Here is a 12809-nt window from a genome sequence, read left to right as displayed (position 1 = left end):
CCGGAGATCACCATGCAACGTAGAAATTTCGTCAAGCTCGGCGGCGCCGCAGCGGCTCTGCAGCTCCTTCCCTCCATCGGCTTCAGCCAGCAGGGCGATGTGTTCCGCATCGGCTCGCTCACGCCCATCACAGGCGCGGGCAGCCCTTACGGCCCCGGCATGCAGCAAGCCATCCGCCTAGCGGTGGACGAGATCAACGCCGCAGGCGGTGCGGGTGGCCGCAAGCTCGAACTCTTCACAGAAGACGACCAGACCAAGCCCGACGCCGCCGTGCTGGCCGCCAAGAAGCTGATCGAAGTGAACAAGGTGCAGGCGGTGCTGGGCACCTGGGCCTCGGGCGTGACGCTGGCGGTGATGCCGCTGACCGATGCGGCCGGCATCATCCAGATGAACGTGTCGGGCGCGCCCGCCATCTCCACGCTGGACACCAAGGACCTGGTGTGGCGTTTTCAAGCCACCAACGACCGCTTTGGCGCGGCGTTTGCCGAGATTTGCACCAAGCGTGGCTTCAAGCGCCCGGCCACCATGGCGTTTAACAACGCATCGGGCCTGGGCAATGTGGAAGGCTTTACCCGCGCCTGGGAAAAGCGTGGCGGCAAGGTGGCGGCGCATGTCACCTACGAACCCAACCGCCCCAGCTACCGCAGCGAGCTGCAAAAGATCCTGGCGACCAAGCCCGATGTGATCGTGATGGGCTCGTACCTGCCCGACACCACCATCATCCTGCGCGAATGGTTCCAGTCTGGCGCAGACACCAAGTGGATCATCCCGGGCTGGGCAGCCAACCCCGACCTGGTGAAGGCCCTGGGCGCCGAGGTGTGCGAGGGCATCATCTCGGTGGACACCGTGTCCAACGAAAAGAGCGCTTCGTATGCCCAGTTTGACGCCGCCTTCACCAAGGCCACGGGCAAGGCCGCTTCCACCAACATCTACGCCGCCATGGCGTATGACATGGTGATCTCGCTGGCACTGGCCATGGAAGCAGCAGGCCCCAAGGCCACGGTCGAGCAGATCAACGCCAAGATGCGCGATGTCTCCAACGCACCCGGCACAGCAGTCTTTACCTTTGCCGAAGGCAAGGCCCAACTGGCCAAGAAGGCCAAGGTGAACTACGAAGGCGCCTCCAGCAAGCTGGACTTTGACAAGGCGGGCGATGTGACGCCGGACTTTGGTGTGTTCATCATCGAAAAGGGCCAGCTGGTGCGGCGCGACGTGGTGTCCATCACGATGTGACCACTGTGCCCGGCGTGCCGCAGGGGCGGGTGCCGGGCTTTGGTTTGGTGAGTGAGTCGGTATCAACCCACTTAAACCGTTCACGCTGAGCTCCGTCGAAGCGCCGCGCAGGGCTTCGACAAGCTCAGCCCGAACGGGTTTTTTCAAGTTTGAACATGCAGACCCAATGGGTGCTCCGGACGCGCTATGTGCACGGGATGACGGAATGACGCAATGACCTGGATCGATTTTGTAAACCTGCTGATCAACGGATTGATCGAAGGCCTTGTAGTGGCATTGCCCGCCCTGGCCATGACCCTGGTGATGGGCGTCAACCGCTTTCCCAACGCGGCCACTGGCGACATGCTGACCACTGGCGCCTACGCCGCCGTGGCGGTGCAGCTGTTGGGCGGCTGGCCGCTGTGGGCTGCGGCGCTCATCAGCATGGGGGTCACGGCCCTGGTGTCTGCGGGCTCGTACACGCTGATCTTTCGCAAGCTGGCCGGGCGGCCCATGGTGTCGTCCATGCTTGCAGCCATTGGCCTGGGTTTCTTGCTGCGCAGCCTGATCGGTTTTTTTGCCGGGCACGACCAGCGCACGTTTGACCTGCCCCTGGTGCGCGCCTGGAACTTTGGCGGCATCCGCATCTTGCCTACCGATCTGGCGATTGCTGCGGTGGCGGCAGCGTGTCTGCTGGTGGTGTTTGTGCTGATCTACCGCACCAGCTTTGGCCGCCAGTTGCGCGCCGTGGCGGACAGTGCCGACCTGGCACGTGCCAGCGGCATCCGCGCGAACGGGCTGATGCTGAGCCTGTGGTTGCTGGTGGGGGCGTTGTCATCGCTGGGCGGCGTGCTGCTGGGAATGAAGGCCGTGGTCAGCCCCGAGATGGGGTGGGAGAGTTTGATCCCTGCGTTTGCGGCCATGGTGCTGGGCGGCATTGGCAGCCCGGTCGGTGCCGTGCTGGGCGCGCTGCTGCTGTGTGTGGCGCAAGAGCTGGCGGTACCGCTGATGGGGCCGTCGTACAAGCTGGTGCTGTCGTTTGTGGTGCTGGCGCTGGTGCTGCTGGTTCGCCCGGCGGGCATCATGGGCCGCGTGCAACTGGTGCGGTAAGGAGCCTGATTCATGATTGCTTACCTGTGTGCCATTGGCATTGTTGCCCTTATCTATTGCTTGCTCGCGCTGGGCCTGAACCTGCAGTTCGGCCTGACCCGACTGGTCAACTTTGGCGTCGTGGCGTTCTTTGCCGTGGGCGCCTACACGTCCGGCCTGCTGGCGCTGCAAGGCGTGCCGCTGGTGCTGTGTTTTGTGGCGGCGGCCGTGCTCTCGGGCTTGCTGGCGCTGCCCATCGGCTTGCTGTCGCTGCGGCTGCGGGATGACTACCTGGCCATCGTCACGCTGGGTTTTTCGGAGGCGGTGCGCATCTCCATCCAGCAAGAAAGCTGGCTCACCAAAGGCGTGCAGGGCTTGCCCGGCTTGCCCAAGCTGTTTGCGTCCTGGGGCAGTGGTGTGTCTGACATGGCAATTTTTGCCACGCTGCTGGCGGTGGTCGCTGTGGTGGCCTGGGGCACAGTGCGCCTGGCGGCCAGCCCGTTTGGGCGCCTGCTCAAGGCGATTGGCGACGATGAGCCCGCACTGTCGGCCCTGGGCAAGGACCCGGCCTGGTTCAAGGTGCAGGTGTTCATGCTGGGGGCAGCGTTGGCCGGTGTAGCTGGCGCGTTCTATGCGCACTTCATCACCTTCATTACGCCCGAGCAGTTCATTCCGCTCATCACGTTTTATGTGTGGATGGGCCTCGTGATGGGCGGCTCGGGCACCGTGCGCGGTGCGGTGTTTGGCTCGTTGCTGCTCATGGTGTTTCTGGAAGGCTCGCGTTTTGCCAAGGACTGGGTGCCGGGCGTGTCCGAGGTGGGAATGGCCAGCCTGCGCCTGGCGGCGGTGGGCCTGGCGTTGATCCTGATCACCTTGTACAAGCCCAACGGCCTGTTTGGAGGTAAATCCCAATGACTGCAACAACGATGCTGAAGGTGAGCGCCGTCACGCGGCAGTTTGGGGGCTTCAAGGCAGTGGACGGAGTCTCGCTGCAATTGAAGGCGGGCGAGATTCTGGGCATTGCAGGCACCAACGGTGCGGGCAAGAGCACGCTGTTCGCGGCCATTGCCGGACAGCAGCCAGCGGATGCGGGGCAGATCCACTTTGAGGGGCAGGACATCACCCGCATCCCCCCGTACCGCCGAGCCCGGTTGGGGCTGGTGCGCACGTTCCAGATTCCGCGAGAGTTCAAGAGCCTCACGGTGCATGAGAACCTGATGGCGGCTGCGGCCAACCCTCAAGGGGAGCGGCTGGTGAATGCCTTCTTCCAGACGCGCAGCCTGCGCGAGCACGAGGCGGAGCTGTCTGCCAAGGCAGACCGCATCCTGCAGTTTTTGAACCTGGCGCGGGTGCGCGACGTGAAGGCGGGCGGTTTGTCGGGCGGGCAGAAGAAGTTGGTGGAGCTGGGCCGGGTGCTGATGCTGGATCCGCGCTGCATCTTGCTGGACGAGCCGTTTGCCGGGGTGAACCCGGTGCTGATTGAAGAGATTTGCGACCGCGTGCGCGAGCTGAACGGGCAGGGCATCGCGTTCATCGTGATCGAGCATCACCTGCAGGCGCTCAAGTCGCTGTCGAACCGCATGATCGTGATGGACCGGGGCGCCATCCTGGCCGAGGGCGACCCGCACACCGTGCTGGACGACCCGCGCGTGCAGGAAGCCTATATGGGAGGGGTGGTATGAGCGGCGCAGACAACTTGCTGCAGATCGCGCAATTGCGCGGCGGGTATTCCGAGGTGGACATCATCCACGGCATTGACCTGGCTGTGGCACCGGGCGAGATCGTGACCATTGCGGGCACCAACGGCGCGGGCAAATCCACGCTTGTGAAGGCGCTGCTGGGCTTGCTGCCGCGTGTGGCGGGCACCATCCACCTGGGTGGGCGCGACATCACGGCCTTGTCGGCCGAAGACCGTTTTGACGCGGGGCTGGCCTATGTGCCGCAGGTGGCCAATGTGTTCCCTTCGCTCACCGTGCGCGAGAACCTGCTGGTGGTGCGGGGCGTGGCAAACATCAAGCGCCGCATGGACGAGGTGCTGGCCGACTTCCCGGCGTTGGTGGAGCGCCTGCCGCAGCCTGCCAGCAACCTCTCGGGCGGCGAGCGCCAGCAACTGGCTTTTGCGCGGGCGCTCATGCCGTCGCCGCGCATCATGGTGCTCGATGAGCCCACGGCGGCGCTGGCGCCGTCATTGGTGGGTAAGGTGTTCGACATGGTGCAGAAGCTGCCCGCCGCAGGCGTGGCGGTGTTGATGGTGGAGCAACGCGCAAGGCAGGCGCTGCAGATCAGCCAGCAGGGCTACATCCTGGACCAGGGGCGCTGTGTGTTGCAGGGCCCGGCGCAAGGGCTGCTGGCCGATGAGCGCATGGCGCAGCTCTACCTGGGCAACCATTGACCCGCCGACGATCCGGCTGGGAATGAAAAACACCGAGCAGGCGTTGAAACCTCTCGGTGTTTTGCTATTGATTGGATAGCTGCTTCCGCTTGCTGGATAGGCGGAAGAACCTGTTTTGATGCAAATTTTGGCGCTTAGCGCAGCACCAGTACCGGGATGTGCGAGTGGGTGAGCACATGCTGCGTCTCGCTACCCAGCAGCAGGCGCTTGAGGCCCTTGCGGCCGTGCGAGGCCATGACGATCACATCGCACTTGTGCTTCTTGGCGGCGGAGATGATGGCCTCGGCCACGAGGTCGGACTTGGCGATGACGGGCTTGACCGACACCCCCTGGGCTTCGCCCTTGGCCTTGACGCCATCGACCATGGCCTGGGCCGCATCGCCCCACTGGGTTTCGATGCGTTTCACATCGTTCGTATCGACGGGCATGCCGCCTTCAAAGTAGCTGCGGGGGTAGCGGGGCACCACCTTGAGGGCTACAGCCGAGGCGCCGGTGAGGGCGGCCAGGGACAGCCCATGTTCCACGGCCTTGTCCGAAAGGGGGGAGCCGTCCGTTGCGATCAGGATGCGTTTGTACATAAAGGTCTCCTCAAAACGATGGATCAAGCTTAGGATGAATCATGTTCCGGGACTTGATGCAGGTCAATGTACCTGTCATGGCCCAACGATAGGCTTGAACCATGTCAATGTTTCGACCCGATGCGTCGGTGGCTTCCCCGGCGCATCTACCTGATGGCATGGCGGGGGCATCGCCCGCTGCGCCCCCCCAGTTGCTGGACGACCCGCAGGAATGGCTGGCGTTTGGCCGCCCCTGCACACCCGCAGGCAGCCCCTTGCCCGCCGATGCTGCCGAGGCCGGGCGGGGCCACCCCGAATCTTCCACCTGGGACTCGCATGTGGTGCTGGAAGGCATGCACTGCGCCGCCTGCGCCCTCACCATCGAAGACGCACTGCGCGCCGTGCCCGGCGTGTTGCAGGCCGATGTGAGCGCGGCCACGCACCGTGCGCGCGTGGTGTGGCAGCCCGGCAGGGTGCTGCCTTCGCAGTGGATGAAAGCCGTGCTGAACGCGGGCTACCGCGCCATGCCGGCCATGGATGCCTTTGCACGCGGGCAGCGCCAGCGCGAAAGCCGCCGTGCCCTGTGGCGCTGGCTGGTGGCGGGCTTTTGCATGATGCAGGTGATGATGTACGCGTGGCCCGCCTATGTGGCGCAGCCCGGCGACCTGTCGGGCGAGATGGAGCAGCTGCTGCGCTGGGCGTCCTGGGTCATCACGCTGCCCATGGTGGTGTTCTCGTGTGGCCCCTTCTTTGCCAGTGCGCTGCGCGATGTGCGGCTGCGCCGCGTGAGCATGGATCTGCCGGTGGCGCTGGGCATGGCGATCACCTTTGTGGTCAGCACGGCGGGCACGTTTGACCCGAGCGGCATTTTTGGCAAGGAGGTGTACTACGACTCCCTGACCATGTTTGTGTTCTTCCTGCTCACCGGCCGCTGGCTGGAGCTGCGCCTGCGCGACCGCACCGCCGGTGCGCTGGAGGCCGTGATGAACCGCCTGCCCGACAGCGTGGAGCGGCGCGACGACGCCACGGGCACTTTTGCCCGCGTGGCCACCCGCCGCCTGGTGGAGGGCGACACCATCCGCGTGCTGCCGGGCGAGGCTTTCCCGGCCGATGGCTGCATCACCGCGGGCAATACACATGCCGACGAGGCGCTGCTGACAGGGGAGTCCACGCCGGTGGCGCGCCCGGTGGGCAGCCACGTCACTGCGGGCAGCTACAACCTGCAGTCGCCCGTGGAGGTGCGGGTGGAAGGCGCGGGCGGGCAGACCCGGTTTGCTCAGATCGTGGCGCTGATGGAAAGCGCATCGCTGCAAAAGCCCCGACTGGCCTTGCTGGCCGACCGCATTGCGCGGCCCTTTTTGGTGGCGGTGCTGTTGGCTGCAGGGCTGGCGGCCGCCTGGTGGTGGCCGTCGGACCCTGGGCATGCGCTCATGGTGGCCGTGGCTGTGCTTATCGTGACCTGCCCCTGCGCGCTGTCGCTGGCCACGCCGGTAGCCATGCTCACGGCGGCGGGCACGCTGGCGCGCCATGGGGTGCTGGTGCGCAACCTGCAGGGGCTGGAGGCCCTGGCCCAGGTGGACACCCTGGTGTTTGACAAGACAGGCACCCTGACCCGCGACGGCATGGCGCTGCGGGCCGTGCACACCGCGCAGGGGTGGGCGGCCGATGACGCGCTGAGCCTGGCGGCTGCGCTGGCGCACCACTCCATGCACCCCGCATCGCGTGCGGTGGTGGCTGCGGCATCGACGTCGGCGCCTGCACAGCAGGCGCGCTGGTGCGTTGCCAGCCTGCAAGAGGACGCGGGCCTGGGCCTGAGCGCTACCGTGTCGGACAACACCGGCCTTGAGCCCGAGTGCAAGGTCTGGCTGGGTTCAGCCCGCCATGCAGGGGTAGTGCCGGAGCAGGGCAGCTCCGCGTTGCAGGTGGTCCTGTCGGCGCAAGGGCCCGACGGTGTGTTGCTGGAGCTGGCCCGGTTCGATCTGGTGGAAGACCTGCGCAGCGAGGCACCTGCCGTGGTCGCAGCACTGCAGCAGGAGGGTGTGGCGGTGCAGTTGCTGTCGGGCGACCGCGTGCAGGCCGTGCAGCGTGTGGCTGCGCAGGCGGGCATTGCGCAGGTGCAGGGTGAATGTTCGCCCCAGGGCAAGCTGGATGCCCTGCAAGCGCTGCAGGCAGGTGGGCACCAGGTGGCCATGGTGGGGGACGGCCTCAACGATGGCCCGGTGCTCGCCGGTGCCCATGTGTCGTTTGCGTTTGGCCGCGCTGTGCCGCTGGCCCAGTCGCAGGCAGATTTTGTGGTGCTGGGCGACAGCCTGGCGCTGGTGCCGCAGACCGTGTTGCTGGCCCGCCGCACCTTGCGCGTGGTGCGCCAGAACCTGTGGTGGGCCGCGGGCTACAACGCGCTGTGTGTGCCGCTGGCCGTAGTGGGCTGGATGCCCGCATGGCTGGCCGGGCTGGGCATGGCGCTGAGTTCACTGCTGGTGGTTCTCAACGCGGCACGGCTGGCGCGTGGCCTGCCAGCGCTGCCTGCACTGCCCGCGTTGGCCGATGCCGAAACATCTTTTGCGGGCAAGGCCCCGCAGTCGCCCCTGAACCTTGCGAAGACCACCCTGGAGCCCGTCTGATGGACATCCTTTATCTGCTGATTCCGCTGTCCGTGCTGCTGGTGCTCTTGATCCTGGGCGGGCTGTGGTGGGCGGTCTACCACGGCCAGTTCGAGAGCGTGGAGCAAGAGGGGGAGCGCATTCTCCGAGACGGTTGACTTGTGTCAATGTCAGAAATGATGCCCTGCAACAAACTCTTACTGCAATACAAAGAGGTGCCCGATGGATTCTCCAAAAACTATGACTGCACACTACAACGATACGGTGGTGCGACAGTTTTCTATCTTGGCCGTGGTTGTGGGGGTGGTTGGCATGCTGGTGGGCGTTGTCATCGCCGCCCAGCTGGCCTGGCCAGAACTCAACTTTGGCATTCCCTGGCTCAGTTACGGCCGCCTGCGCCCCTTGCACACCAATGCGGTGATCTTCGGGTTTGGCGGTAGCGCACTGTTTGCCACCAGCTACTACGTGGTGCAGCGCACCTGCCAGGTTCGCCTGTTTGCCGGGCCGTTGGCCGCATTCACCTTCTGGGGCTGGGTGCTGGTCATCGCTGCCGCCGTGGTCAGCTTGCCGATGGGCTACACCCAGGGCAAGGAATACGCCGAACTCGAATGGCCCATCGATATCCTGATCACGCTGGTCTGGGTGTCCTACGCCATCGTGTTCTTCGGCACGGTGGGTACCCGCAAGGTCAAGCACATCTATGTGGCCAACTGGTTCTTCGGTGCGTTCATCCTGGCCGTAGCCTTGCTGCATCTGGTGAACAGCGCAGCGATTCCTGCCGGCTTCATGAAGAGCTACTCCGCCTACGCTGGCGTGCAGGACGCCATGGTGCAGTGGTGGTATGGCCACAACGCCGTGGGCTTTTTCCTCACCGCAGGCTTCCTGGGGATGATGTACTACTTCATCCCCAAGCAGGCAGGCCGCCCTGTGTACTCGTATCGCCTGTCGATCGTGCACTTCTGGGCGCTGATCTTCACCTACATGTGGGCCGGCCCCCACCACCTGCACTACACCGCGCTGCCTGACTGGACGCAATCTGTGGGCATGGTGTTCTCGCTCATCCTGCTGGCCCCCAGTTGGGGCGGCATGATCAACGGCATCATGACCTTGTCGGGCGCATGGCACAAGCTGCGTGACGACCCCATCCTGCGCTTCCTGATCGTGTCGCTATCGTTCTACGGCATGTCCACGTTCGAAGGTCCGATGATGTCCATCAAGACCGTCAACGCGCTGAGCCACTACACCGATTGGACCGTGGGCCACGTGCACTCTGGCGCGCTGGGCTGGGTGGGCCTGATCTCCATGGGTTCGCTGTACTACCTGGTGCCGCGCCTGTTCGGCCGCGACAAGATGCACTCCATCAAGGCGATCGAGCTGCACTTCTGGATGGCCACCATCGGCATCGTTCTGTACATCGCCGCCATGTGGATTGCCGGTGTGATGCAGGGCCTGATGTGGCGCGCCATCAACCCCGATGGCACGCTCACCTACACCTTTGTCGAGAGCGTGAAGGCGACCTATCCGTTCTACGTGATCCGTGTGGCCGGTGGCCTGCTGTACCTGGGAGGCATGGTCATCATGGCCTGGAACGTGTGGATGACCGCGATCTCTGGCCGTTCGGTCAAGGTGGCCATTCCTGCCGTGAATGCTGCCCACGCCTGAGCCGAAGGAGTCAATTCATGTCCAACAACAATTCATCTTCCTCCACCGGCTTCTCGCACGAGAAGGTCGAGACCAACAACTTCCTGATGATCGTGCTGATCCTGCTGGTGATCGCCATTGGCGGCCTGGTGGAGATCGTGCCCCTGTTCTTCCAGAAGTCCACCACCGAGGCCGTGAAGGGCGTCGAGCCCTATACCGCAACGCAACTGGTGGGGCGCGACGTGTACATCCGCGAGGGCTGCTACAACTGCCACTCGCAGATGATCCGACCCTTCCGCGCCGAGACGCTGCGCTACGGCCACTATTCGGTGGCGGGTGAGTTCGTTTACGACCACCCCTTCCAGTGGGGCAGCAAGCGCACCGGTCCCGACCTGCACCGCGTGGGCGGCAAGTACAGCGACGAATGGCATCGCATCCACCTGAACAACCCCCGCGACGTGGTGCCCGAGTCCAACATGCCCGCCTATCCCTGGCTGGAGAAGAGTGTGGTGGACCCCGCCAGCGTGGCGCCCCGCATGAAGGCGCTGCGCACGGTGGGTGTGCCTTACACCGACGAACAGATCGCAGCCGCCGCAGCCGAGGTGAAGGGCAAGACCGAAATGGACGCCCTTGTCGCCTACCTGCAAGTCATGGGCCGCGCGCTCAAGTAAAGGAGATTGGCCATGGACATCACGACCATGCGCATCGTCGCCACCCTGGCTTCGATGGCCTGCTTCATTGGCATTTGGGTCTGGGCCTACCGGGGCCGCAACAAGTCCCGGTTTGACGAGGCGGCGCAGCTGCCCTTCGAACAAGATTGACCCTCACCAGAACGAGAACATCCCATGAGTGACTTCACCAGCAATTTCTGGTCGGTCTTTGTGACCGCGCTGACACTGGTCGGCATCATCGCCTGCGGCATCCTGCTTTGGATGGCGGGGCGCAAGAAGGTGATGGCCACGGCCGACAACACCACGGGCCATGTCTGGGACGAAGACCTGGTCGAGATGAACAACCCCCTGCCACGCTGGTGGGTGTGGCTGTTCGTCATCACCATCATCTTCGGCCTGGGCTACCTGGCTGCCTATCCTGGTCTCGGGAGCTTCACTGGCAAGCTGAACTGGACGCAAAAGGGTGAGTACGAGGCTGAAATGGCCAAGGCCAAAGCTGAGCTGGAGCCGCTGTACGCACGTTTTGCCTCCATGAAGCCCGAAGAAGTGGCGGTGGACCCGCAGGCCCACGCCATTGGCGAGCGCCTGTTCATGAACAACTGCGCACAGTGCCACGGCTCGGATGCACGCGGCAGCAAGGGCTTCCCCAACCTGGCCGATGGCGACTGGCTGCACGGCGGCACGCCCGAGAAGATTCGTGAGACCCTTGAAAAGGGTCGTATCGGCAACATGCCCCCCATGGCAGCGGCCGTGGGCTCGCCAGAAGATGTGCGCAATCTGTCGCACTATGTGCTGAGCCTGTCGGGCAGCCCGCATGACTCGCTGCGCGCTTCGCTGGGCAAGTCCAAGTTCACGGCATGCGCTGCGTGCCACGGCATGGACGGCAAGGGCAACCAGGCCCTGGGCGCACCCAACCTCACGGACGATATCTGGTTGCATGGCTGGGGCGAGGCGGCGATCACCGCCATGATCAACAACGGCAAAGTCAACCAGATGCCCGCGCAGGCCGACAAGCTGACGGAGGCCCAGATCGGGGTCCTGTCGGCCTATGTCTGGAGTTTGTCGAACGGCAAGCAGGCGGCTGCCGCGCGTTGACCGATGTTGCCAGGCGACCGCACCGGCGGTGGTTGCCTGGCTCCTTTGTTGTTAGGCTGTTTAACTCCCTGTGAGTAAATTGACACCATGAAGCCCCCCAGCGAGCCTGCTCGCAAGGTCATTCCCATCGCGCCCGTGGCGTCCGAGCCGTCTGCCCAGGGCGAGATCGTCTCTTTGTATGAAGCGCAGAAAAAGATCTATCCGCGCTCCATCAGTGGCCTGTTCGCGCGCTGGCGCTGGGGCATGGTGCTGCTCACGCAGATCGTGTTTTACTGTTTGCCCTGGTTTGAATGGGGGCAGCGCCAGATGGTGCTGTTCGATCTGGGCGCACGCAGGTTCTACATCTTTGGGTTGGTGCTGTACCCGCAGGATTTCATCTACCTCACGGGGCTTTTGATCATCTCGGCGCTGTCGCTGTTTCTCTTCACGGCAGTGGCGGGGCGGCTGTGGTGTGGTTTTGCATGCCCGCAGACGGTCTACACCGAAATGTTCATGTGGATCGAGCACAAGATCGAAGGTGATCGCAGTGCGCGGCTGCGGCTGGACAACGGCCCCTGGACCTTCGAGAAGATCCGCAAGAAGTTCTTCAAGCAGGTAGTGTGGATCGCTGTGGCTTTGTGGACCGGATTCACGTTCGTGGGGTACTTCGTGCCCATCCGCGAGCTGGGCAGCGAGTTGCTGGCACTGCAGGGCGGCTGGCAGATTTTCTGGGTGCTGTTCTATGGCTTTGCCACCTACGGCAATGCCGGCTACATGCGCGAGCAGGTCTGCAAGTACATGTGTCCGTATGCGCGGTTCCAGAGTGCGATGTTCGACAAGGACACGCTGATCGTGACCTACGACCCCGAACGCGGCGAGCAGCGCGGCCCGCGCAAGAAGAACATCGACTACAAGGCCCAGGGCCTGGGCGACTGCATTGACTGCTCGTTGTGTGTGCAGGTCTGTCCGGTGGGCATAGACATCCGCAAGGGTCTGCAGTACGAATGTATTGGCTGTGGCCTGTGCGTGGATGCGTGCAACACGGTCATGGACAAGATGCAGTACCCCCGGGGGCTGATCCGCTATTCCACCCAGAACGGTGTGGCCCAGCGGTGGACCCAGTCGCAGATGCTGCGGCGTGTGCTGCGGCCCCGTGTGCTGATCTACAGCGCCGTGCTGGTGGCATTGTGTGTCGCCATGTTGGCCAGCCTGGTCGTGCGGACCCCGCTCAAGGTCGATGTGGTGCGGGACCGCGCAGCGCTGTCGCGCATCGTGGCCGGAGGCAAGCTGGAGAACATTTACCGTCTGCAGATCATGAATGCGACGGAGGGCGAACAACGCTATCGCATCAGTGCGCGGGGGCTGGAAGGCCTGGAGGTGTCCTCCGACGCCGAAGTGGACATCGGTGCGGCCGAGTCGCGCTGGGTGGCGGTGCGCTTGCAGATACCGTATGGTTCTGCAAGCCCGGGTTCCCATGCCGTGCAGTTTGATGTGCAGGCGGTGGGCGCTGCTGCCCATGTGTCTGAAAAATCTGTGTTCCTGGTGCCACGCTGAGTGGCGCCCTGGTGCAAGG

The 12809-nt window shown here is 64.1% G+C and carries 13 protein-coding genes; 12 read left to right on the top strand and 1 reads right to left on the bottom strand.

All coding sequences use genetic code 11. From position 1 onward, the window contains the following. Positions 1–12 precede the first annotated feature (12 nt). The 5 genes from AvAM_RS19095 to AvAM_RS19075 all read left to right on the top strand — a co-directional run bounded on the left by AvAM_RS19095 (position 13) and on the right by AvAM_RS19075 (position 4693). Complete coding sequence (locus AvAM_RS19095; protein WP_137748522.1) at positions 13–1233, top strand: ABC transporter substrate-binding protein; 1221 nt, start codon at positions 13–15, stop codon at positions 1231–1233. 213 nt (positions 1234–1446) lie between these two features. Continuing rightward, the gene (locus AvAM_RS19090; protein ID WP_137748521.1) at positions 1447–2322 is read left to right on the top strand and encodes a branched-chain amino acid ABC transporter permease; all 876 of its coding nucleotides are present in this window, start codon (positions 1447–1449) and stop codon (positions 2320–2322) included. Between the two features lie 12 nt (positions 2323–2334). Beyond that, complete coding sequence (locus AvAM_RS19085; RefSeq protein WP_137748520.1) at positions 2335–3216, top strand: branched-chain amino acid ABC transporter permease; 882 nt, start codon at positions 2335–2337, stop codon at positions 3214–3216. Then, the gene (locus AvAM_RS19080) at positions 3213–3983 is read left to right on the top strand and encodes an ABC transporter ATP-binding protein (protein WP_137748519.1); all 771 of its coding nucleotides are present in this window, start codon (positions 3213–3215) and stop codon (positions 3981–3983) included. The genes AvAM_RS19085 and AvAM_RS19080 overlap by 4 nt, the downstream gene beginning before the upstream one ends. After that, positions 3980–4693: an ABC transporter ATP-binding protein gene (locus tag AvAM_RS19075; protein ID WP_056064401.1), complete on the top strand. Its 714-nt coding sequence runs from the start codon at positions 3980–3982 to the stop codon at positions 4691–4693. The genes AvAM_RS19080 and AvAM_RS19075 overlap by 4 nt, the downstream gene beginning before the upstream one ends. A gap of 134 nt (positions 4694–4827) precedes the next feature. Here AvAM_RS19075 and AvAM_RS19070 read toward each other — a convergent pair whose 3' ends face one another. Continuing rightward, entirely contained in the window at positions 4828–5271 is a 444-nt protein-coding gene (locus AvAM_RS19070) for a universal stress protein (protein ID WP_137748518.1), read from the bottom strand. A 158-nt stretch (positions 5272–5429) separates the two neighbouring features. Here AvAM_RS19070 and AvAM_RS19065 point away from each other — a divergent pair, with 158 nt between their 5' ends. The 7 genes from AvAM_RS19065 to ccoG all read left to right on the top strand — a co-directional run bounded on the left by AvAM_RS19065 (position 5430) and on the right by ccoG (position 12790). Further along, entirely contained in the window at positions 5430–7871 is a 2442-nt protein-coding gene (locus tag AvAM_RS19065; RefSeq protein ID WP_137748663.1) for a cation-translocating P-type ATPase, read from the top strand. Continuing rightward, positions 7871–8008: a cbb3-type cytochrome oxidase assembly protein CcoS gene (gene ccoS / locus AvAM_RS19060; RefSeq protein ID WP_094287546.1), complete on the top strand. Its 138-nt coding sequence runs from the start codon at positions 7871–7873 to the stop codon at positions 8006–8008. Before AvAM_RS19065 ends, ccoS begins: the two co-directional genes overlap by 1 nt. A gap of 64 nt (positions 8009–8072) precedes the next feature. Further along, entirely contained in the window at positions 8073–9512 is a 1440-nt protein-coding gene (gene ccoN / locus AvAM_RS19055) for a cytochrome-c oxidase, cbb3-type subunit I (RefSeq protein ID WP_137748517.1), read from the top strand. Between the two features lie 17 nt (positions 9513–9529). After that, complete coding sequence (gene ccoO / locus AvAM_RS19050; RefSeq protein ID WP_137748516.1) at positions 9530–10162, top strand: cytochrome-c oxidase, cbb3-type subunit II; 633 nt, start codon at positions 9530–9532, stop codon at positions 10160–10162. Positions 10163–10174: 12 nt separating this feature from the next. After that, positions 10175–10312 carry a cbb3-type cytochrome c oxidase subunit 3 gene (locus tag AvAM_RS19045; protein ID WP_063461825.1) on the top strand — a complete coding sequence of 46 codons (138 nt, stop codon included), beginning with the start codon at positions 10175–10177 and terminating at the stop codon, positions 10310–10312. Between the two features lie 24 nt (positions 10313–10336). Continuing rightward, positions 10337–11257, top strand: coding sequence for a cytochrome-c oxidase, cbb3-type subunit III (gene ccoP, locus AvAM_RS19040; protein WP_137748515.1), 921 nt, complete (start codon positions 10337–10339; stop codon positions 11255–11257). Positions 11258–11344: 87 nt separating this feature from the next. Next, positions 11345–12790: a cytochrome c oxidase accessory protein CcoG gene (gene ccoG / locus AvAM_RS19035; RefSeq protein ID WP_137748514.1), complete on the top strand. Its 1446-nt coding sequence runs from the start codon at positions 11345–11347 to the stop codon at positions 12788–12790. Positions 12791–12809: the final 19 nt, after the last annotated feature.

It is taken from the genome of Acidovorax sp. NB1 (genome assembly GCF_005405905.1).
Taxonomy (GTDB): domain Bacteria; phylum Pseudomonadota; class Gammaproteobacteria; order Burkholderiales; family Burkholderiaceae_C; genus Acidovorax.
Note: the sequence above shows the minus strand (reverse complement) of the source record. Positions and strands in the feature narration are given on the sequence as shown.